Raw genomic sequence first — 20179 nt, 5'->3', positions numbered from 1 at the left:
GCTTAGTGAAGTGGCTAAACACGGCAGACTGTAAATCTGCTCTCTTCGAGTTCGGTGGTTCGAATCCATCAGCCTCCATTTCTTTTTTTGAAGGGGCATAGTTTAAGGGTAGAACAAAGGTCTCCAAAACCTTTGGTGTGGGTTCAATTCCTGCTGCCCCTGCCAAACATGCAAGAAACTTAATATTGTGGCGGTCGTGGCGAAGGGGTTAACGCACCGGTTTGTGGATCCGGCATTCGCGGGTTCAAGTCCCGTCGTCCGCCCATTATTACCAAAGCAACATAATGGGGATTAGCCAAGCGGTAAGGCAACGGACTTTGACTCCGTCATGCCAAGGTTCAAATCCTTGATCCCCAGTTTTATATGCGGAAGTGGCTCAGCGGTAGAGCATCGCCTTGCCAAGGCGAGGGTCGCGGGTTCGATCCCCGTCTTCCGCTCCATTATTACTAAGGCGCCATAGCCAAGTGGTAAGGCAGAGCTCTGCAAAAGCTTTACCCCCAGTTCGAATCTGGGTGGCGCCTCCACAAATTAATTAGCCGGAGTGGCGGAATCGGCAGACGCACAGGACTTAAAATCCTGCGGTAGGTGACTACCGTACCAGTTCAAGTCTGGTCTTCGGCACCATTGTTTTACAAGTTTATGCCGGCATGGCGGAATGGCAGACGCGCTCGACTCAAAATCGAGTCCGAAAGGGTGGAGGTTCGAGTCCTCTTGCCGGTATAACGATTAGGAAAGCCTATGAAATCTTATGATTTCATAGGCTTTTTTCTGTTCACATCGAGAACGGAGGAAGGGTTAAATTACCTCCATAAACATGGTATTAAAAATGCTATGTATATGTGTTTTACAGATAGTACAATAGAAAGGAAATGCTTACAATGGAAGTTCATTCCCAAATATGACATATAAGGCGGGAACCCTTTGAATATTGTAAATTCGGTAAGGTTTAAGATTTTTATTGGGTTTGCGCTGGTGGTAGCGCCCTTGGTCCTGTTTCTTATATTCAATAATGTATATTCCATGAATGTTGTTCGGGATCAAATTTCTCATAACTACAATAAGCTCCTGCAGCAGTATGTAGAGGATACAGACAATACACTCAAAGAATTCGATAATTATTTATTTCATCTGTACAGTGATCCGGATGTAATCAATATGAACTTATATCCGTTGGAATCGGATGATTATGTGTTAGCGAAGCAGCGCTTGTTTAATAAGTTAACCCGGCAGCTGGATATATACAGTTTGATCAATACGTTTTTCATTTTTTCGAATACGACGGGAGATCTTCTGGTATCTACAAGGGAAAATACGTATTACTATGATCGCGTTCAGACGGTGAAGCAATTCATCGAGGAGAATTCGAAGAGTCGTCCGAATGACAGTTCCAATGGCAACTGGCTTATTATGAAGGCGGCGAATGGCGATCACTATTTGATGAAAATAAATAAGGATTTGGGTGCAGGGCTGTCAGGCGGCATTCTCATTAAAATGAGCAGCATGGTTGAACCACTAAGCAAGTGGGACACCGGCGAAGGTGGAGGAACCACTGTGGTGTCTCCAGACGGAGTCACGTTAGCAAACAACTATTTCCCTCTACAAAGATATAAGAACATTAGTGATCAAATTGCTCCGAAGACCTCAGGCTTTCAGATTGTTAAAGATAAGGAGCTTGATCAGCAGTTTTTGATTGTGCGGGAAGCGTCTTCACATGCAGATTTGGAATTTGAACTTATTATAGCCGAGAAGAATATGTTGCAGAATTTACCCTATTTGCAGCTTTTGATTTACTTTTTGCCATTGGGCGGAGCGTTTGTACTAGGTGTTTACTTGTTGTATGTGCAGCGCATCTTATTCAAGCCATTAATGCAATTAATTCGTGGTATGAGGAAGCTTGCCCAAGGGGAATTATCCATTAGGCTGCATGAAGGCAGCTCGACGGAATTTGCCTTTCTGATCACTACTTTTAACAACATGGTGGATCAGATTGAGAATCTGAAAATTTCGGTTTATGAGGAGAAGATCCGCGTTCAGCAGGCGGAATTCAAGCATCTTCAGGTACAAATTAATCCTCACTTCTATATGAACAGTTTAAATATCATCTACAACCTCGCGGCGTTAAAAGATACGAAATCCGTGCAGAAGATGTCTCTGCATCTGGCTGATTATTTCCGTTTTATTATGCGTACGAATCGGACTACGATGACATTGAAGGATGAGATCGATCATATTCGCAATTATTTGGAGATTCAAGTCATGCGATACCCAGATCATTTGACATTCGTTATCGTGTTACCAGAGAAATACAGTCAGTTTGCCATGCCACCGCTTATTGTGCAGCCTTTTGTAGAGAATGCGGTCATTCATGGGTTTACGAAACAATACGGAACGTATGTTATTCAAGTAAAAGCAGAGCCAGATCCAGAAGCACCTGAGGAGTACTTCTTCTTGTCGATTAGTGATAACGGCGAGGGGTTTCAACCGGAAATGCTGCAACAACTAAATTCAGTTCAGTATTTGGATCAATTGGGGGATGAGCACCTTGGAATATGGAATGTACGTCATCGATTGCAAATGAACTATGGGCATAGAGTTGCACTGAAATTTATGAACAAGCCGGAGAGAGGGGCCATGGTTCAAATTAGGCTGCCGCTTCACAACCCTATTGTGGAAGGGACGGATAAGAATGTTTAATCTATTAGTCGTGGATGACGAGAAGATCGCGGTAAAAGGAATCACAGTGGGGATCGATTGGGAGGCGTTTCCGATTGGTCAAATTTTTGAAGCGCTGGATGTGAATGAAGCGAAGCAGGTGCTTTCTCAGAATCGAATCGACATTATGATTTCAGACATCGAAATGCCGGGTAGCAATGGCTTGCAACTACAGGAGTGGGTGCGTACGCATTCACCGCAAACAGAGACGATATTCTTAACTGGTCACGCGAATTTTGAATATGCGCAGCAAGCTGTTCGTTTAGGGAGCTTTGATTACGTCTTGAAGCCAGTGGATCACGATCGGTTACAGGACATTGTGAAGCAAGCCATTGAGAAGATTAAGGAAGATCAGGAGCAGTCTGATTTTAATGAAACATATAAGACGTATTATAGTCACTGGGTCAATGAGCTGCCGTCGTTGGTTGAGAAATTTTGGCAAGAGTTGTTGAGTGAGAAAATACCTGCGAATGAGGAGCGATTGACTCGCAATTTCCAGATGTATGAGATCCCATTGGACATGACAAGCAGGATTCTGCCCATCTTGATTAGTGTGGAGCACTGGAAGGAAGAGCTAAATGCGAGAGATGAAGAGATTATGGAGTATGCAATTCGGAAGGCGGCTGCTGAAATCATTGTTGTGGAGCAGGCGGGCTGCGTTATTCAAGAGAATGGTTCATCATTAGTGCTCCTCTACGTAGCTGAAGGAAGCGAGTTATCTATACCTGACATTAAAGCGAAGTGCGAAGCTTATATTAGTGCATGCCATCGTTATTTCCAATGCAGCTTGTCCTGTTATGTAGGCGAGGAAACCCCTTTGGTCAAGCTAACTGCGAAAGTGGCTGATCTATTTCAGAATGAGCGGAACAATGTGACGAGAAGTAACTGTGTACTTTTGCAAAATGAAATGGATCAGCCGCTTCAGCACAAGCCGCAGGCGCCAACCTTTTCAGATTGGATTGTGTTATTGGAGTCCGGAAAGAAGGCTGAGCTGGTCGCTCGTATTCAGGAGAATATTGATCGGCTGCAGAAGACGGATGACGTGGGCTCAGAAACCGTGGAAGCGTTCTATTATGGGTTGCTGCATGTAGTGTATCATGTTTTGCACAAAAAAGGGTTAGCTGTGGGTGATATGCTTCCTCGCCAAGAATTACAGGATTATAACAGCGCGACGCGATCTTTAAATCAACTGAGGAACTGGGCAGTTCGCATGGCTTCTGTAAGCTGTGACTATATGAATAGCCATCTGAAAGGCGTCTCAGCGGTTACTGCGAAGGTATGCCAATACATTGACGAACATATGGAGGAAGAGCTTAGCAGAGAAGAATTAGCGGCTTCTGTGTTTCTCAATCCGGCTTATTTATCACGATTATTTAAGAAAGAAACGGGGCTCTCTATCTCGGAGTACAGTCTGAAGGTTCGGATGGAGAAAGCGATGAAGCTGCTTGCAGAAACCAACGATAAAATTAGCTATGTAGCAGAGCAAACGGGGTATTCACATTTTTCCTTTTTCGCAAAAATGTTTAAGAAGTATTCAGGACTTTCCCCGCAGGAGTATAGAAAGAACTTTCAGGGATGATGAGGAAGTGCAATCACCGATTAGGGTTCAGAACACTGAAGATGAAATACTCCAAAAAGCTGTCCAGAAATGGAGAGCTTTTTTGTGCTTTATTGGGGGAGACGGAAGACAAATCAACGTGTAGAGGAATGTCACAGAAGTGCTTATTCGGTCACTACGCAGATAGAGAATTATTTCCAAACAATTTAGAATGAATGTATAAGAGAGAGGAAGCAAACGGGTTGAATGGAAAGGGGAGCACAATAAAAGATGAATGATACGCCAAATACGGCAGCGCAGACAGCCCCTATACGTACTACGAAACGAACTAGGGTTCAATCAAACTTTCTATGGACGGTTCGCAAGTACTGGATCTTCTATGTGATGATGGCACCAGCAGCATTGCTGCTCATCATTAACAACTACATCCCAATGGCAGGCGTTCTGATTGCTTTTAAAAATGTGAATTACACGAAAGGGATTCTCGGAAGTCCATGGGTGGGTTTCGATAATTTCAAGTATTTGTTCTCTAGTGAGGTTGCGTGGGTCATTACTCGAAATACGATCTCGTATAATCTGGTTTTCATCGTATTGAATTTGGTAATCGCTGTGTCAATGGCTATTATGTTTAATGAGATGCGGAGTAAATTTCTAGCCAAGTTTCATCAAAGCACGATGTTTCTGCCATTCTTTCTCTCCATGGTGTGTGTAGCCTATTTAGTATACGCTTTCTTGGGGGCTGAGCATGGTTTCGTAAATACCGTACTCCTGCCTAAATTGGGTATAGAGCCGATTGACTGGTATACAGAGCCGAAATATTGGACGGTTATTCTACCGATTGTGAACACATGGAAAAACCTTGGTTACTATACGGTCATCTATATGGCAGCGATTATAGGGATTGATCATGAGTACTATGAAGCGGCTTTAATCGATGGAGCGAACAAATGGCAGCAAGTTAAACGTATTACGATTCCACTGATTATGCCGGTGATGATTACAATGACACTGCTTCAAGTAGGTAGAATTTTCTATGCGGACTTCGGCTTATTCTTCCAAGTAACCAAAAATGCAGGCGCGTTATTCCCCACCACACAAGTTATTGATACGTATGTGTATCAAACGTTCCTAACAATGGGAGATATCGGAATGTCATCAGCAGCAGGCTTGTACCAAGCCGTCGTGGGCTTCCTACTAGTTCTAGTTACGAACTTATTTGTAAGAAAAGTAAGCAAAGAGAATGCGCTATTTTAGAAGGAGTGGCTGTCATGAGTGAAGCAATTGCAGTTCGTAAACAACGGATAGCCAAGCATCGGGGACCCAATGATTTAACGCCCACAGCGAATTTGTTGGTTAACGTGTTCTTCTGGATATATACAGCAGCTTGTATCATGCCGTTGGTTTTGGTTATCATCGTATCCTTTTCAGATGAAAAGGGAGTTCTCATACACGGATATAATTTTATACCCGAAGCTTGGAGTTTGGAAGCGTATAAATTCATGTTCAAGGACTGGCATCAAATCCTGCGTTCGTTCGGAATCTCAGTTTTCCTTGCAACGGTAGGAACAGCGATTAGTTTAGTGATGATGTCACTTTATGCGTATCCCATCTCGCGAAGTGATTTTCCGCATAAAAGTTTCTTCTCTTTCTTCATGTTTTTCACAATGCTATTCAATGGTGGGCTCGTTCCATGGTATCTTGTCTATACCCAGATGCTGGATTTGAAAAACACGATCGCAGCACTTATGCTTCCCTTGTTAGTCTCGGCCTTCTTCGTCTTGTTGCTTCGGACATTCTTCGCGAATTCGATTCCGATGCCGTTGATTGAAGCAGCGAAGATTGATGGAGCTGGCGAGGTTCGTATTTTCAGCCAAATCATTATTCCACTCTCTTTACCGGTACTCGCTTCCGTTGGTTTGTTTCAGGTGCTGAATTATTGGAACGACTGGTTCCTCAGCTTGGTCTTCATCTCAGGAAGCAAGAACATCAATCTGCAGTTCATGATGTACAAAACGATGCTAGATATTCAGTTCCTGACATCGAACGTTCAGGCCAGTCAAGGTCTATCGCAAGCAGGGGGCATGCTGCAACTTCCAACGGAAACCGTCCGCATGGCAATGGCTGTACTCGGGATAGGACCGATCGTGTTCGCGTATCCATTCTTCCAGAAGTATTTTAAGAAAGGCTTGACGGTTGGTGCAATTAAAGGTTAGTGAAACATGGCTTGTACCAGTGTAGACTGGTTTAGCATATAGGAATAATTGAGAAAAAAAGGGAGGCAATCCATTTATGAAAGCTTTGAAAAAAAGCACGCTTGCACTTCTTACCCTAACATTTACGGCATCACTCACCTTGGCGGGCTGCTCAAAGAGCACACCAGAGCCTGCAGCAAGTGCAACACCAGCACCAGCCACAAGTACAGCACCTGCTGCGACGAAAGCACCTACAACGGATTTGAAGCCTTATGAAGTGAAACTCGTCTACCCTGGTACACCACAACCAGATCAAGCCAAAGTCGAAGAAGCGATGAACAAGGTTTTGAAAGAAAAAATCAATGCAACGATCAAATTAATGCCAATCGACTGGGGTCAGTGGGATAACAAAACGAACTTAATGATCGCTTCCCGCGAAGAATTCGATATCCTTTTCACAGCACAATGGAATGGTCACGCTGTCAATGTGGGTAAAGGCGCATTGATGCCGCTGAATGACTTGATCGGACAATATGGAAAGGGTATCACGGACTCCTTGGATCCGGCGTTCTTACAAGGTGCCAAAATCAACGGCAAGAACTACGGTGTGCCAACGAATAAAGAACTTGCGGCTTCCGGTGGGGTTGTGTATCGCGCTGATATCGCCAAAGAGTTAGGGATTGATATGACAGCCGTGAAGACGATGCCAGACTTGGCTAATGTTCTGAAAACAGTCAAAGAGAAGAAGCCAGAAATGACAGCTTTCTTCCTTCGCGACGGGGATAACCTGAATGCGCACTATTTGGCACAGTATGACTATCTGGGTGACAGCACAATTCCAGGAGTGATAATGAAAGATGGCACGGACACGAAAGTGATTCCGAAATGGGATCAACCGCGTTATAAAGAAATTTTGAAATTAACACGTGATTTTATGCAAAAAGGATATATCAATAAAGATGCGGCTACGACGCAATTATCAGGTCAAGATGCGTTGAAATCAGGTAATGTGTTCATGATTACATCCTCGTTGAAACCAGGTAAAGACAGTGAATTAGCAAATGCCACTAACTTGGTAGGCAAGCTTGGACAAATCGAGCTGACACCACGTACCATTTCTACTGGCGACACAGCGGGTTCCATGTTGGGTATCTCCGTAACTTCCAAGGATCCAGCTCGCACGATGATGGTGATTAACCTCTTGCACACGGATAAACAATTGAACAATTTGATCAACTTCGGTATCGAAGGCACACACTACACGAAAGTATCTGACAACATTATTAAAGCAACAGATGCGGGCAAAAATTATGCACCAGGAGCTGCATGGCAGTTCGGTAACCAATTCTTGAACTACTTGTACGATAATGAAGATCCGCAAAAATGGGATAAATTCAAAGAGTTCAATAAATCGGGCAAAAAATCACCAGGTTTAGGCTTTACCTTCGACTCCGAGCCTGTAAAAACACAAGTGGCTGCAGCAGTTAACGTAGGAAAAGAGTTCGATGCAGCGATGGATACAGGATCTGTGGATATGGATGCATCCCTGCCGAAATACCAAGATAAAATGAAAGCAGCAGGCATTGATAAAATCATTGCTGAAAAGCAAAAGCAATTAGATGCTTTCTTAGCAGCTTCCAAGAAATAAGCAATTGTATGGATAAGGAGCCAGGCTCAGATGAGCTGTGGCTCCTTATTTTCATTCTTATTCATGTATGACTAATTACCAAGCATAAGTCATTGTTACGATAACAAGCAATACGAACAAGACAAGAATTCCAGCAGCAGACGTTCCACCACCATAACCTGCACCAGTACCTACAGCAACACCCATTTATGTCACCTCCCATCTCTAGGAATGCTCTTCCGCAGTTGCGAATGAGAGACAATACTATCCTATGGAGAGATGTCACGATTTGCTTGGGTGTTTCGCCCAAATCTAGAGGGGGAATCATGAGTTTTGGGCAGGAGCCTATTTTTGGGGAAAAGATGGCGAGAAGTTGAACAAGTGGCAGTAGCCTCCCATATGGTAGAAAAAGAACGTAATGCCATTGCGGAGGTGTAAGGGCTATCGATTACTTGGATATGTTAGCGAAGCTCGGGATAGGTAACGCACATCCCGGGGGATTTGGAGAGACGATTGAGCAATTGAAGAAATACCCGATTGAGAAGGGGAAAAAGGTGCTGGAAGTAGGCTGCGGAACAGGTCGCACGGCCTGTTATTTGGCAGAACAGGGCTGCGATGTTACGGCCATCGATATACGTCCAGAGATGATCAACAAAGCAAAGATTCGAGCGGAGAAACAAGGTACTCAGGTAAACTTCCTGATCGGGGATGTCTGTCAGCTGCCGTTCGAGGCTCATTCATTCGATGTTGTGATGGTGGAATCGGTCACGAACTTCGCAGATGCTCAGAAGGCTGTGTCGGAGTATTATCGGGTATTAAAAACAGAAGGAAAGCTATATGACCGTGAAGTGATTAAAGTTAAAGATATGACAGCAGGCATTCATAGGGCGTTATGCAGCTTCTATGGGGTAAGCAAGATCTATAAGCTGGAAGAGTGGCAAGAACTGCTGGAGAGCAACAATTTCGCTGCGGTTACTTCAACAGGTATACATCCATTCCCATTGACGATGTTCGAAGATCAGGTTCAGCACCCAGATCCTGTTCATTTATCTGATCGACAATCCTTCATGGATCCTCGCATCTGGCAGATTACAGCTCGGTATGATGAACTGGTCAGCAAGTATCATCCTTATATGGGTTACACCTTAATGATTGGCTCTAAGGAGTAAGGACACACTAAGAAGCAGGATAATGAATCCTTCATGGCGAAGCATATGAGAAAGATTATCATTGGAGGCTGCTTCTTTTGAATGTAGACGTTATTACAGAGCGAATTTCGAACCGTAAAGCGAAGGAAGTTTACGAGCTGATTACGCGTCAAACGACGGTTTCGAAAATAGATTTATTAGACCAAAGCGGTATGACGGTCTCGACGTTAACGCGACTTCTTGAAGAGTTAACGAGTCAGGGCCTTATATTGGAATCTGGCTTTGGTGCATCTACGGGTGGGCGTAGGCCGATTTTATATGAGAAGAATCCGGCCTATGCTTATATATTTGGATTGGAGATCTCACGAACACTATCTAAGCTGGTACTTGTAGATCTTGGGATGAACAAGCTGGAAACGAAGAGCTGGGCGATGACAGAAGTCATGACCCCTGACATACTGCTGCCCCTTATTGCCAAGGAAGCGCAGCATATGCTTGCTAACCACGGGATTGAGACTTCGCAGGTGTTGGGTATTGGGATTGGCGCAGTGGGACCGGTAGATCGATTGTCGGGGGTTATTCTGGAGCCCTCCTATTTCCCAGCGAGTGGCTGGAGACATGTAGACATCTGCAAGTGGTTAACGGAAGCGTTGCAAATCCCTGCACTGTTGGACAACGGCGCGAATACAGCGATTCTTGCAGAATCGTGGTATCAACGGACACAGAGCTTCAAGCATCTTCTCTATATTCATGCTGGAGTAGGCTTACGTTCATCAATGGTCTCTGAAGGCAAAGTCATCTATGGGGCCGTCGATATGGAAGGCTCAGTGGGGCAAATGATTATTCAAACGGATGGTGTTGCCCATCGTAACCAATCTGGTAATTACGGGGCATTGGAATCCTATGCTTCGCTATACGCGATAGAGAGAGCTGCCAAATCTGCTTTGAAGCAAGGGAGAACTAGCGCGTTAGTACATATGATGGAGGATCCCGAGCAAATTACTTATATGCATGTCATGGAAGCGCTCAAACAAAACGATCCCCTAGCTGTGGAGATTGTCACAGAAGCAGCGACTTATTTCGGAATCGGACTGGCGAATTTATTAAATATTTTGCATCCGGAGAAAGTGATTATCGGGGGGCCTTTGATTGCAGGCGGGGATTTGTTCTTCCAGACAGCAACCCAGGTTGCCATTCGAAAAACATATTATTACCCCGCCTATCAGGTTGTTTTCAGCAAAGGACAGCTTGGTGATGAAGCATTAGCTATTGGAGCTGCTGTGATGGTTATGAATCAGTTGGTTAAAGCTTAGCTTTCATTCAGGAAGGTGAATGGTAGTCCATTGATTTAAGCGAAACTTCCTTCAGAAAAGCAAGAACGAGTTCATTGAAGGCTTCCGGTTTCTCCATTGGTGTTAAATGGGAAGCAGACGGAATGACGTGAAATTTGGCGCCTGGAATCTGATCAGCCATAGACTTCATAACATCCGGCGGCGCGATTGCATCCTGTTCACCAGCGATGACGAGGGTAGGTACAGAGATCGTAGGCAGGAGGTCTACCGAGTCTGCGCGAAAGGCCATCGCGATGCTGGCGTGGACAAGACCTTCGGGTGGCATGCTGTCCATGATCATTTTGAGATTATCAATCAACTGCGGCTGCTCCTGAATTGTGGCTGTTGTTACAAGCTTAGGCATCATGGCATCTCGAGCTGCCGCGGCTCCCTTCTCATACAGAGAGACAGCCATGTTCATGCGATTCTTCCGCCCTTCTTGGCCATCTGGTTCGGGGCGAGTATTGGCAAGAATCAACGCGGAGAAGCGTTCGGGCGCTAGGCGCATTAAAGCCATAGCGACGTAGCCACCCATGGAGAAGCCTCCGAGGGTGGCTTTTTCTATACGCAATTCATCCATAAGAGCGAGAATGTCTTGCGCGTACTGTGTGAGAGACATCGGCGTAACGGGCACGTCGGATTGACCCATGCCACGAAAATCAGGTGTAAGTACGCGGTATTGTGCTGATAAAGTTTCCATTTGTGAATGCCACATCCGGTGATCCAAAGGAAAGCCGTGAAGGAGAATAACAGGAGCTCCTTGACCTTGATCTTGAACGAAGTATTCGTTGCCATTTACGTGTTTTTTCATCATTTTTCACCCTCCAAGGACTTGGTTTTAAAAAAAATAGCGAAAAAGTTATGTCTTCATACTTTCATTATGGTTAACTCATACTTACTTAACATTTCATTGCTATTCTCTGATTATACCTTTAGTACTTCACCAAGAACAGGCCAAATGAAACATTCATATTTTCGAAATGGGGTTTATTGAAATGACTAAAAAACCATGGTCCACGCAAGAACTGGACAAACTAATGCGACTATCCTCGGAGTGCCCGCCAGTTGTTATTGCAAGAGAGCTATCACGTCCTGTTACATCTGTTCGTAAAAAAATGCGTGAAATGGGAGTTAGCTATGTATCGGGGGAGCAATGGAAAAAAAGTCAGATTCAGTACCTTATCTCGGATGAAGGCACTTCCTACAAAAACAAACATAAGTTAACGCAAGAGTCGAATGAAGATGTATTTGAATCACCTGTTCTTGATGAGTTCTGGACAACCCTTGTGAAAATGGCTCGTGTAGCTAAAAAGAGGGGGAAACGGGTCGATGTCCTTTCGTTTATCGATACATACCGCAAGATTCGGATTGGCGGCTAAATTCAAGTATATAAGCATATGAAGGTGAAATCCGTTGCGACGTGATTTGACCTTTTTCTTTTGCTTGAAAGGCATGATCTTCAACCTATTTGTAAGAGATCTGTAAGCTTTGAACTCCCCCATATGAGGTATACTTAAAAAAGCAGTAAAGTTCGACATTCGTCGTTAGGGGAGATCAGAAGGATGAATTCACTCATTCTCGTTGTTGATGATGAGACTAATATAACCGATGTATGTTCCGTTTACTTGAAGCGGGAAGGCTATCAAGTAGTAACAGCCGAAGGCGGGGATGAGGCTCTTCGATTATGGAGGCAACATAATCCGGAGTTAATCGTGCTTGATCTCATGATGCCTGGCACGACAGGTTGGCAAGTATGCGAAGAAATTCGCAACGAGCAGGACGTACCCATTATTATGCTTACGGCGAGAGGGGACGAGATGGATCGCTTGATGGGGTTAACTATGGGAGCAGATGATTACATGACAAAACCCTTTTCACCTCGTGAGTTAGTGCTACGCGTGAAGGCAATCTTACGCAGGCAACAACGCAATCAGGTCGTGCTCCAAGAGACGTCAGTAGTGACACCTTCGCATATTATGAGATTTCCGGGGTTGGAGCTCAATGTGCTTCACCGCAGTGTGCGTGTAAATGAGAAGGAAATCGAATTGACCGTGAAAGAGTTTGAGTTGCTGCATTTATTTGTCAGGCATCCAGAGCAAGTCTTTTCGCGAAATCAACTCCTTAATAAAGTGTGGGATGTTGATTATTATGGCGACACCACAACAGTCACAGTTCACATCCGCAGATTAAGGGAGAAAATAGAAGCGAACCCATCTCAACCACGATTTATAAAGACCGTATGGGGAATCGGCTATAAATTTGAGGGTAGGGAGCCATCATGAAGCTTCGGTTATACCTGCTTATCGCAAGCGGCGTAAGCACAGGAATGATCCTGCTTAGCTTGTTTATATGTTATAGATACATGCTGTTGAATTGGAAAGATGTTGTGCTGTTATCAACCGTAACGGTGGGGGCGGCTGGCATCTCGATGCTCATTCATTTTGTCATGACCAGACCATTGGAAAAGGCGATTAGAGCTATTACACAGGAAACAACGCACATTGCGGAGGGGGATTTCCATGGTAAGGTACCTCTAATTGGTCCTTTAGAATACCAGCGGCTAGCGGCGCAATTCAATCAGATGACAGCCAAGTTAAATGAAAGTTTTGGTAAAATTCGATCTGCAGAAGCCTCACGCAAAGAGCTTGTAGCCCATGTATCACATGATCTGCGAACCCCGATGGCATCTATTCAAGCCTTTGTTGAAGCCTTGCAAGATGAAGTGATTGCAGATAAGCCGACTTTCGAGCGGTATTTACAAACGATTCGGCTGGAGACGGGAAGACTGGATGCGTTAATTCAAGAGCTTTTTAAGCTGTCACAGCTAGATGCTGGTGGCACGGAATTCACTCCTGAAGTCTACCATATGGATCATTTCCTCGTGGATGGACTGCAAAGCTTGGCTTTTCAGCTAGAAGAAAAAGAATTGCAGGTTGACGTCGACTTGCCTGAGCGATTGCCACCCATTGCCATCATGCCACAGGAAATGAAGCGAGTGCTTGCTAATATTATGGATAACGCGATTAGGCATTCACCTGTTGGCGGAACGATAGATCTACGAGCTGAACAACTAACAGCGCAGTTCGTGAAGCTTTCTATTACAGATCAAGGACCAGGTATTAAGGAAGAAGATACGGAGCGAATCTTCGATCGGTTCTATCGCGCTGATCCATCAAGAACAAGATCAAGCGGAGGAGCTGGACTCGGTTTGGCCATTGCCAAATCGATTGTCGAATTGCATGGCGGCACAATTGGCGTGGTGAAAGAGAAAGAGACAGGAGGGAGCGGGAGTCAATTCTGGTTTACGCTGCCGATCCATCAAGCATAGCGTTCGGTTCAAAGAAGTCTGGCATGCAATAAGATGCTAGGCTTCTTTTTTGTTATCTTTCTGTAAGTGATTTGTAAGGATATCGTTAGAGCTTGGTAAGCATGGCCCTGTAAATTAGGTGATGTGAAGCGAACATACATTAAAAGCGAGAGGAATGATTGCGATGATGCCAAAAATGAATGAGATGGTTCTAAAAATGAATGTGAATAAGTCTTGGAGAAACTTTCTGATAGTGGGGGTGGTTGCCTGTACGCTGGCACTGCCAACATTCGCGAGTGCCGAAGAAATGATGGCAAAATCTTATGATTATGCAGGTATCCAAACGATGATGAAGGACGGCATGGAGTTAGTCCCATTGCGCCAAGTTGCGGAATCATTAGGGTTCAAAGTGACATGGCAAGATGATACACATTCGATTGTTTTGACAACAATGGATGGTAAGGGCATGATGGAAGATAAGAACATGATGGATGATAAAGGAATGATGGAAGATAAAGACAAGAGTATGATGATGGGACACACATTCCATATTCAGATAGATAGTAAAAAGATCACCGCGGATGGTAAGGAAGGCATGCTGACATACAGTCCGATGCTAATAGATAGTATGACCTATGTTCCGAAGTCGTTTGTGGAAATGTACTTCTTGAAATAAGTAGAGGCAAGGAAAGGCAAGATAAGGGAAGGCAAGGGAAGACAAGACAAGACAAGACAAGACAAGACAAGACATGACAAGGATAGACTTGGCAAGACAAGATAAGGCAATACAAGGATAGGGGTCTACCTAATGGGTAGGCTCTTTGCACGTAAGAAGGTAAAAAGTTGGTCTTGCAGCTAATTGTAAGCCTTTTTTAATATTTATACGTTATGATAGATGTATATGGATGAACGCATAAAGGATGTGGCGAAGGTGGAGTCAAAAAGAGGCTGGCTCAAGCAGTCGTTTGGAAAGCGGCTAAATGCCATTCATAGCTGGAACGCTTGGATTGTGGTGTTGTTGACAGTGACAGGAATTGTGCTCAGTATTGGTGCAATTCGTGGGGATCTTGGTGCTTTTCGTGTGACACTGAAGCAGCTTCACATTTACTTGGGAGTAGCCTCTGTGCTACTCATGGTTCTATACGCGCCAATGATCCGCAAGCATTGGCGTCAGATTCGTGCGCGCCGCAACCAACGCGCCAATTTGGTGTTCGTGCTTGCGCTCCTGATCGGCTGGGCAGGATCAGGCGTGATCCTGTGGCAGTTCCGGCACATGCCACCAGGATTGAACAACGCGGCACTCCTCGTGCATGACCTGCTCACCTGGGTCGGAGTGCCGTATGCCGTGTACCACGCCATCTCGCGCAGCCGATGGCTGAAGCGCCAGCAGCGGCTCGAGCAAGCCGCTGCCAGGCCGCCTGCCGCCGCGAGCGCAGCAGAGGCGGACATTGCCTCTGTGGCGACCGAGGACGCCACAGAGGGGCGCACAGCAGCGCAGGCGGTCATCGCCGCGCTGAAGGAGTCGCCGATCACACGCGCCTCCTTCCTGCGACTCGTCGCAGGGGTGCTGCTCGTGATCGCGGTCGGTCCCGCCTTTTATCGCTGGATAAAAGGCGCGTTCGATACAGGCGGGTCGTCGACCGCCGAGTATGTGGCGAGCGACGGCAACCGCATGTTGCCGCCGCCAGAGCCCTTGCCCGACTCCGCCGCTGTTGTCGGCGGAGGGGCCAAAGGGAATTTCCGTATCTATACGGTAACGGAAATTCCGACGTTCTCTTCGGACACCTGGAAATTCGCAATTTCAGGTCTTGTGGATAAACCCAATGCGTGGAACTGGGAGCAGTTCCTGCAGATGAAACGCACGGTTCAAGTCAGTGATTTTCATTGTGTGACGGGTTGGTCCGTGTACAAATGCACATGGGAAGGCATTCCACTGAAGCAACTATTAGCAGCGGCTGGGGTTCAAGCGTCAGCTAAATTTGTGAAATTTTATTCAGGCGATAAAGTATATACCGATGCATTGTCCCTAAGTCAGGCGAATGGTGACGATATTATGGTCGCTGTGTTGATGGATGGTAAACCAATCCCGCAGAAACTAGGGGGACCTGTGCGACTGATCGTACCTCAAATGTATGCTTATAAATCAGTGAAATGGCTCCAAGGCATCGAGCTGATCGAGAAAGAGCACATGGGATATTGGGAAGTGCGGGGCTATGATAATGATGCTTGGGTCGGTAAATCAAATGCTTAATACGCTTTGGGCATGGTTAGAGTAGTTGAAGCGGGAACTGACTTTTCACAAAAAATTTGGTATAGTAAGGGCAAAGAATCCTGTTCGGAATAAGGAGCATTTGCCATGCAAATTACATCTATCAATGTGGGGTTGCCCCAGATTATAACTTATCAAGGTAAAGAGCTGACCACGGGGATTTATAAGACGCCGGTCAGCTCCTCTTTGTTTGTATCGAAGATACAAATGGACGGGGATGGGCAGGCGGATCTAACGGTTCATGGCGGTGTTGATAAAGCCATCTGCGTGTATCCAGAAGAGCATTATGCGTATTGGGAATCGCTTAGGGGTCATAAATTGGAGGCGGCTACCTTTGGCGAAAATTTAACCATTCGAGGGCTTCAGGAGCATGAGGTTCATATTGGGGATACGTTCGCCATTGATGAGGTGATCGTTCAAGTTTCACAGCCTAGGCAACCATGTCATAAGCTAGCTAAACGTATGGATTGGCCAGAAGCGACGCTGTACGTTCAGGAAACGGGATATACAGGTTATTATTTTCGCGTGCTGAAAGAAGGTTTCATTGCACCTGATTCCAAGATGAAACTCGTCGCTAGGGATGAAGCGGGTGTGACGGTTGCGTTCGCCAATCACATCAAATACCACGACAAAGTGAATAGGGAAGCCATCAAAAGAGTACTTACCGTAGATGCACTTTCAGATAGCTGGAAGCAGTCGTTTAGGAAACGATTGGCGGAACTCGAGGCATGATGACAGGTGTTATACTTGCTGGGGGATTGAATCGCCGCATGGGGGGCAAACCCAAGGCACTTCTACCTGTGCAAGGCGAGGCTATTCTCTTAAAACAGTTGAAAGAAATGTCGCTTGGGTGCGAGCAAATCATCGTCGTGACCAATGATCGTGAACCCCTCCAGCCGATACTGGACATGGTTAAAGGTATGAATGTGCAGTGTGTGAGTGATATATATATCCAAAAAGGCCCGCTAAGCGGTATTCACGCAGCTATGAAAATGACAAATGCGTCTCATTTCTGGGTAGTTGGCTGCGATATGCCTTTTATTTCTGTAGATGCAGCCAAGGTGATGGCCGAACTATGCCGCGAATTAAATATGGATGCCGTTATCCCTAAGATAGAGGGGCGTCTTCATCCTCTTCATGGGATTTATGCAAGAGAGGTTGGGCCGGAGGCTGAGTTGCTGTTAAGGCAAAACAACTATCGATTGATGGGGCTGCTCGAGTATTTGGATTGGCAGTCCGTAGACGAGGATTACTTGGTTCAACGTGGTTTACGAACGAATTTTGCAACGAATATTAATACACCAGAAGAGTATGAAGAAGTGTCAGGTAATGTAACATGATCATTCATTTCTATATGTAGGAAAAACGATTTAATCTAGGATTTTGTTAGAAAATATGCCATAATGAACGGAGAGAGAAGGTGAACTCCTATGCCAAAACTGCTATTGGATCGTTTTGGTCGGATGCATGATTACCTGCGCATCTCAGTGACAGATCGTTGTAATTTGCGTTGTGTATATTGTATGCCGGAAGATGGAATGGAATTTGAACCGGATGAGAAGCTGTTAACATTTGATGAAATTACCGAGATTGTTCGCATATTAGCCCGACTTGGCGTTCGCAAATTGCGATTAACTGGAGGCGAGCCATTAGTTCGTAAGAACCTAGAGCAGTTAATCGGCAGATTATCGCAAATTCCCGGTATTGAAGATATCGCTTTAACTACGAATGGCATTTACTTTGCATCACGGGCTGAGAAACTTCGTGCGGCAGGGCTAACTCGTGTAAATATTAGTTTGGATTCCTTGCGGGCAGATCGGTTCTCGCTAATTACTCGTGGCGGTGATATTCGTCGTGTACTAGCCTCCATTGAAGAAGCTTATCGTGTAGGGATTACGCCAATTAAGCTGAATGTGGTACTGATGAAAGGCATTAATGATGACGAGATTGTTGATTTCTTACAAATGACGAGGGATCGACCGATTCAGGTTCGATTTATTGAATATATGCCAATTGGTCACCAAGACGAAGATTGGAAAAAGCGTTACTTATCTCTTACAACGGTACTTGATCGCTGCAAGGAGATGGGGTGGGAAGCCACAGCTTCAGATGCAGTGTATGGCAACGGTCCCGCACAGAATTATCGCATTGAAGGTGCGTTGGGCTCGTTCGGCCTCATTCATCCAATTAGCGATCACTTCTGTGAAACCTGCAACAGACTGCGCTTGACAGCAGATGGCAATATCAAACCGTGCTTATACTGGTCGGATGAATTTAATGTCCGTAAGTTTATCGGGGATGATGCTGCGGTAGAAGATTTGTTCTTCCGAGCATTGGATATAAAACCAGAGAATCACGAGATGGCTCAGGCTTTGATGAATGAAGAGCAGTCACATACACCAACTAATCGTCGCATGTCACAAATCGGCGGTTAGGTTAACGGGCATTGGGAGGCATAGGTAGCCAGTGAGCAGCGAAATGAAGCTTAGGTTTGGCCGTAAAGTGATCTCGGTGGATGAGGCACGCGCCGCACTTTATGAATGCGTTACAACCACGGAGAAAGAGATGGTTTCGCTTCCGAGGTCTTTTGGCAGACTGCTAGCAACCGATATTTATGCGGATCATGCTGTGCCACATTTTCGCAGATCAGGGGTGGACGGATATGCTGTGCGTTCCCAAGATATCGCTGCTGCGACGCCGGACAATCCGATTGTATTAGATGTCATTGAGCGGATTCCCAGCGGTACTGTACCTGAGCGTACAGTTCAAGCAGGGATGGCTGCTCGCATTATGACAGGTGCCCCTGTTCCAGATGGTGCGGACACGGTTGTCATGCTGGAGATGACAGATTGCCTTTGCCTACAGGATGAGTCATTGCTATCTTTGGATGCTCAGGATACCAAGGTGAAGATTAAGAAAAATGTACAAGCGGCAAGCAATATTACTCCGATTGCTGGTGAAGTTAATTGTGGGGAGTTAGTGATCCCGCAGGGGACTCGGATTGGTCCAGGAGAAGCTGCCATACTAGCGACCTTCGGTTTCTCTGTAGTGAAGGTGTTCCGAAGGCCGCGGGTGGCAATTTTCTCAACAGGCTCAGAACTTTTGCAAGTCGAACAAGAGCTTCAGCCAGGGAAAATACGTAACAGTAACAGTTACATGTTAGCGGCACAAGTGGAAGCAAACGGGGGAGAGGCTTTCATTATGCCGGCACTCTCGGATGATCCCCATCAGGTGGAAGCCGCACTTGGGGCTGTTCTGCCTGATGTCGATCTCATTCTAACTTCTGGCGGTGTCTCTGTTGGCGATTACGATGTACTTGTCGATGTATTCGGTCGGTTTGACGGGAAGATCTTATTTAACAAAGTAGCGATGCGACCAGGTACACCAACGAGTGCTGCATTATGGAAAAGCAAGCTGCTCCTTGCGCTATCTGGTAATCCAGGCGCTTCGTTCGTAGGTTTTGAGCTGTTTGCTAAGCCAATTATTAGGAAAATGTTAGGAAGCCATCGTCCCGAAGCCGAAGAGTTATCAGCCTTCTTGGATATTGCCTACGATAAACCTTCCGCTTATCCGCGTTATATACGGGGGACGACACGTGTTGAAGCTGGGTGTTTATGGGTAAGACCAGCTGGTATTGATAAGTCGAGCATTATGGTATCCATCAAAGATGCAGACTGCTTGATATGGCTGCCGGCAGGGGGGCAGGGTTATCTCCGTGGTGATAGCGTGAAGGTGTATACGACGCGTTAAACATTAATGAACTTATCCTTTACTATGTAAATTCTCGAATGAAAGCTAATATCTATCATTGTTAGTGTGGCGCTAAGTAGATACCCTCTGTCGGAGGGTAAGCTATGGCGCTTTTTTTTGTGAGTAGCTTGAGTTAATTACTCCATCGTTACTTACTTTCTTAAGTGACCAGGAGGAGAGGCGTTAATTCGAAGGCGTCGCTGTCGCGCAGAGGCGAGTTAACGCCCTTTTTGGGCGTTAACGTGAAGGCGTCGCTGTCGCGCAGGAGAATAAGGCCCATTATGG

At 45.5% G+C, this 20179-nt stretch carries 18 protein-coding genes and 8 tRNA genes; 24 read left to right on the top strand and 2 right to left on the bottom strand.

The window, feature by feature from the left end; all coding sequences use genetic code 11:
* From A8708_RS00445 to A8708_RS00385, 13 genes are all read left to right on the top strand, one after another.
* Positions 1 to 78: transfer RNA gene (locus A8708_RS00445), tRNA-Tyr, on the top strand.
* 13 nt (positions 79 to 91) lie between these two features.
* A tRNA-Trp gene (locus A8708_RS00440) sits at positions 92 to 165 on the top strand.
* Between the two features lie 25 nt (positions 166 to 190).
* Positions 191 to 263, top strand: a tRNA-His gene (locus A8708_RS00435).
* 22 nt (positions 264 to 285) lie between these two features.
* Positions 286 to 357 (top strand) — tRNA-Gln (locus A8708_RS00430).
* Positions 358 to 365: 8 nt separating this feature from the next.
* A tRNA-Gly gene (locus A8708_RS00425) sits at positions 366 to 440 on the top strand.
* A gap of 10 nt (positions 441 to 450) precedes the next feature.
* Positions 451 to 524 (top strand) — tRNA-Cys (locus tag A8708_RS00420).
* Between the two features lie 11 nt (positions 525 to 535).
* Positions 536 to 624 (top strand) — tRNA-Leu (locus tag A8708_RS00415).
* A gap of 17 nt (positions 625 to 641) precedes the next feature.
* Positions 642 to 720, top strand: a tRNA-Leu gene (locus tag A8708_RS00410).
* A gap of 300 nt (positions 721 to 1020) precedes the next feature.
* Positions 1021 to 2694: a cache domain-containing sensor histidine kinase gene (locus A8708_RS00405; protein WP_204787443.1), complete on the top strand. Its 1674-nt coding sequence runs from the start codon at positions 1021 to 1023 to the stop codon at positions 2692 to 2694.
* Positions 2687 to 4291, top strand: a complete 1605-nt coding sequence (locus A8708_RS00400; RefSeq protein ID WP_068661570.1) for a response regulator transcription factor — start codon at positions 2687 to 2689, stop codon at positions 4289 to 4291. The genes A8708_RS00405 and A8708_RS00400 overlap by 8 nt, the downstream gene beginning before the upstream one ends.
* Before the next feature lie 249 nt (positions 4292 to 4540).
* On the top strand, positions 4541 to 5524 hold the full coding sequence (locus A8708_RS00395; RefSeq protein WP_068661569.1) for an ABC transporter permease: 984 nt from the start codon (positions 4541 to 4543) through the stop codon (positions 5522 to 5524).
* 14 nt (positions 5525 to 5538) lie between these two features.
* Positions 5539 to 6483, top strand: coding sequence for a carbohydrate ABC transporter permease (locus tag A8708_RS00390; protein ID WP_068661568.1), 945 nt, complete (start codon positions 5539 to 5541; stop codon positions 6481 to 6483).
* A gap of 76 nt (positions 6484 to 6559) precedes the next feature.
* On the top strand, positions 6560 to 8110 hold the full coding sequence (locus A8708_RS00385; protein WP_068661567.1) for an ABC transporter substrate-binding protein: 1551 nt from the start codon (positions 6560 to 6562) through the stop codon (positions 8108 to 8110).
* 75 nt (positions 8111 to 8185) lie between these two features.
* Here A8708_RS00385 and A8708_RS34615 read toward each other — a convergent pair whose 3' ends face one another.
* Positions 8186 to 8296, bottom strand: coding sequence for a sporulation protein YjcZ (locus A8708_RS34615; protein ID WP_082927177.1), 111 nt, complete (start codon positions 8294 to 8296; stop codon positions 8186 to 8188).
* A 251-nt stretch (positions 8297 to 8547) separates the two neighbouring features.
* Between A8708_RS34615 and A8708_RS00380 the strand changes: the two genes are divergently transcribed.
* Together A8708_RS00380 and A8708_RS00375 are read left to right on the top strand one after the other, a co-directional pair.
* Positions 8548 to 9258: a class I SAM-dependent methyltransferase gene (locus A8708_RS00380; protein WP_082927176.1), complete on the top strand. Its 711-nt coding sequence runs from the start codon at positions 8548 to 8550 to the stop codon at positions 9256 to 9258.
* Positions 9259 to 9335: 77 nt separating this feature from the next.
* On the top strand, positions 9336 to 10550 hold the full coding sequence (locus tag A8708_RS00375) for an ROK family protein (RefSeq protein WP_239696466.1): 1215 nt from the start codon (positions 9336 to 9338) through the stop codon (positions 10548 to 10550).
* 7 nt (positions 10551 to 10557) lie between these two features.
* On the opposite strand, the gene A8708_RS00370 is transcribed toward A8708_RS00375, so the two are convergent.
* Positions 10558 to 11379, bottom strand: coding sequence for an alpha/beta fold hydrolase (locus A8708_RS00370; RefSeq protein ID WP_068661573.1), 822 nt, complete (start codon positions 11377 to 11379; stop codon positions 10558 to 10560).
* 184 nt (positions 11380 to 11563) lie between these two features.
* On the opposite strand from A8708_RS00370, the gene A8708_RS00365 reads away from it, so the two are divergent.
* From A8708_RS00365 to A8708_RS00325, 9 genes are all read left to right on the top strand, one after another.
* Positions 11564 to 11947: a hypothetical protein gene (locus A8708_RS00365; RefSeq protein ID WP_068661564.1), complete on the top strand. Its 384-nt coding sequence runs from the start codon at positions 11564 to 11566 to the stop codon at positions 11945 to 11947.
* A 183-nt stretch (positions 11948 to 12130) separates the two neighbouring features.
* Positions 12131 to 12850, top strand: coding sequence for a response regulator transcription factor (locus A8708_RS00360; RefSeq protein ID WP_068661563.1), 720 nt, complete (start codon positions 12131 to 12133; stop codon positions 12848 to 12850).
* The gene (locus tag A8708_RS00355; RefSeq protein ID WP_068661562.1) at positions 12847 to 13896 is read left to right on the top strand and encodes a HAMP domain-containing sensor histidine kinase; all 1050 of its coding nucleotides are present in this window, start codon (positions 12847 to 12849) and stop codon (positions 13894 to 13896) included. The genes A8708_RS00360 and A8708_RS00355 overlap by 4 nt, the downstream gene beginning before the upstream one ends.
* A 154-nt stretch (positions 13897 to 14050) precedes the next feature.
* A complete protein-coding gene (locus A8708_RS00350; RefSeq protein WP_082927175.1) occupies positions 14051 to 14551 on the top strand; it encodes a stalk domain-containing protein in 501 nt (166 codons plus the stop codon).
* A 669-nt stretch (positions 14552 to 15220) separates the two neighbouring features.
* Positions 15221 to 16126 carry a molybdopterin-dependent oxidoreductase gene (locus A8708_RS00345; protein ID WP_338044165.1) on the top strand — a complete coding sequence of 302 codons (906 nt, stop codon included), beginning with the start codon at positions 15221 to 15223 and terminating at the stop codon, positions 16124 to 16126.
* Between the two features lie 105 nt (positions 16127 to 16231).
* Positions 16232 to 16876, top strand: coding sequence for an MOSC domain-containing protein (locus A8708_RS00340; RefSeq protein ID WP_068661559.1), 645 nt, complete (start codon positions 16232 to 16234; stop codon positions 16874 to 16876).
* The gene (gene mobA / locus A8708_RS00335; RefSeq protein ID WP_204787442.1) at positions 16876 to 17484 is read left to right on the top strand and encodes a molybdenum cofactor guanylyltransferase; all 609 of its coding nucleotides are present in this window, start codon (positions 16876 to 16878) and stop codon (positions 17482 to 17484) included. Before A8708_RS00340 ends, mobA begins: the two co-directional genes overlap by 1 nt.
* A gap of 90 nt (positions 17485 to 17574) precedes the next feature.
* Entirely contained in the window at positions 17575 to 18579 is a 1005-nt protein-coding gene (gene moaA, locus A8708_RS00330) for a GTP 3',8-cyclase MoaA (protein WP_068661557.1), read from the top strand.
* A gap of 43 nt (positions 18580 to 18622) precedes the next feature.
* The gene (locus tag A8708_RS00325; RefSeq protein ID WP_068661572.1) at positions 18623 to 19894 is read left to right on the top strand and encodes a molybdopterin molybdotransferase MoeA; all 1272 of its coding nucleotides are present in this window, start codon (positions 18623 to 18625) and stop codon (positions 19892 to 19894) included.
* Positions 19895 to 20179: the final 285 nt, after the last annotated feature.

The organism is Paenibacillus oryzisoli (genome assembly GCF_001653565.1).
GTDB classification, from domain to species: Bacteria; Bacillota; Bacilli; order Paenibacillales; family NBRC-103111; genus Paenibacillus_E; species Paenibacillus_E oryzisoli.
Note: the sequence above shows the minus strand (reverse complement) of the source record. Positions and strands in the feature narration are given on the sequence as shown.

Bases quoted from the DNA above. Each gene is read 5' to 3' on its own strand.
- A8708_RS00340 (WP_068661559.1), top strand. From the start codon at position 16,232: ATGCAAATTACATCTATCAATGTGGGGTTGCCCCAGATTATAACTTAT.
- A8708_RS00400 (WP_068661570.1), top strand. From the start codon at position 2,687: ATGTTTAATCTATTAGTCGTGGATGACGAGAAGATCGCGGTAAAAGGA.
- A8708_RS34615 (WP_082927177.1), bottom strand. From the start codon at position 8,296: ATGGGTGTTGCTGTAGGTACTGGTGCAGGTTATGGTGGTGGAACGTCT.
- A8708_RS00395 (WP_068661569.1), top strand. From the start codon at position 4,541: ATGAATGATACGCCAAATACGGCAGCGCAGACAGCCCCTATACGTACT.
- A8708_RS00360 (WP_068661563.1), top strand. From the start codon at position 12,131: ATGAATTCACTCATTCTCGTTGTTGATGATGAGACTAATATAACCGAT.
- A8708_RS00350 (WP_082927175.1), top strand. From the start codon at position 14,051: ATGATTGCGATGATGCCAAAAATGAATGAGATGGTTCTAAAAATGAAT.
- mobA (WP_204787442.1), top strand. From the start codon at position 16,876: ATGACAGGTGTTATACTTGCTGGGGGATTGAATCGCCGCATGGGGGGC.
- A8708_RS00380 (WP_082927176.1), top strand. From the start codon at position 8,548: ATGTTAGCGAAGCTCGGGATAGGTAACGCACATCCCGGGGGATTTGGA.
- A8708_RS00355 (WP_068661562.1), top strand. From the start codon at position 12,847: ATGAAGCTTCGGTTATACCTGCTTATCGCAAGCGGCGTAAGCACAGGA.
- moaA (WP_068661557.1), top strand. From the start codon at position 17,575: ATGCCAAAACTGCTATTGGATCGTTTTGGTCGGATGCATGATTACCTG.
- A8708_RS00390 (WP_068661568.1), top strand. From the start codon at position 5,539: ATGAGTGAAGCAATTGCAGTTCGTAAACAACGGATAGCCAAGCATCGG.
- A8708_RS00325 (WP_068661572.1), top strand. From the start codon at position 18,623: ATGAAGCTTAGGTTTGGCCGTAAAGTGATCTCGGTGGATGAGGCACGC.
- A8708_RS00365 (WP_068661564.1), top strand. From the start codon at position 11,564: ATGACTAAAAAACCATGGTCCACGCAAGAACTGGACAAACTAATGCGA.
- A8708_RS00370 (WP_068661573.1), bottom strand. From the start codon at position 11,379: ATGAAAAAACACGTAAATGGCAACGAATACTTCGTTCAAGATCAAGGT.
- A8708_RS00405 (WP_204787443.1), top strand. From the start codon at position 1,021: ATGAATGTTGTTCGGGATCAAATTTCTCATAACTACAATAAGCTCCTG.
- A8708_RS00385 (WP_068661567.1), top strand. From the start codon at position 6,560: ATGAAAGCTTTGAAAAAAAGCACGCTTGCACTTCTTACCCTAACATTT.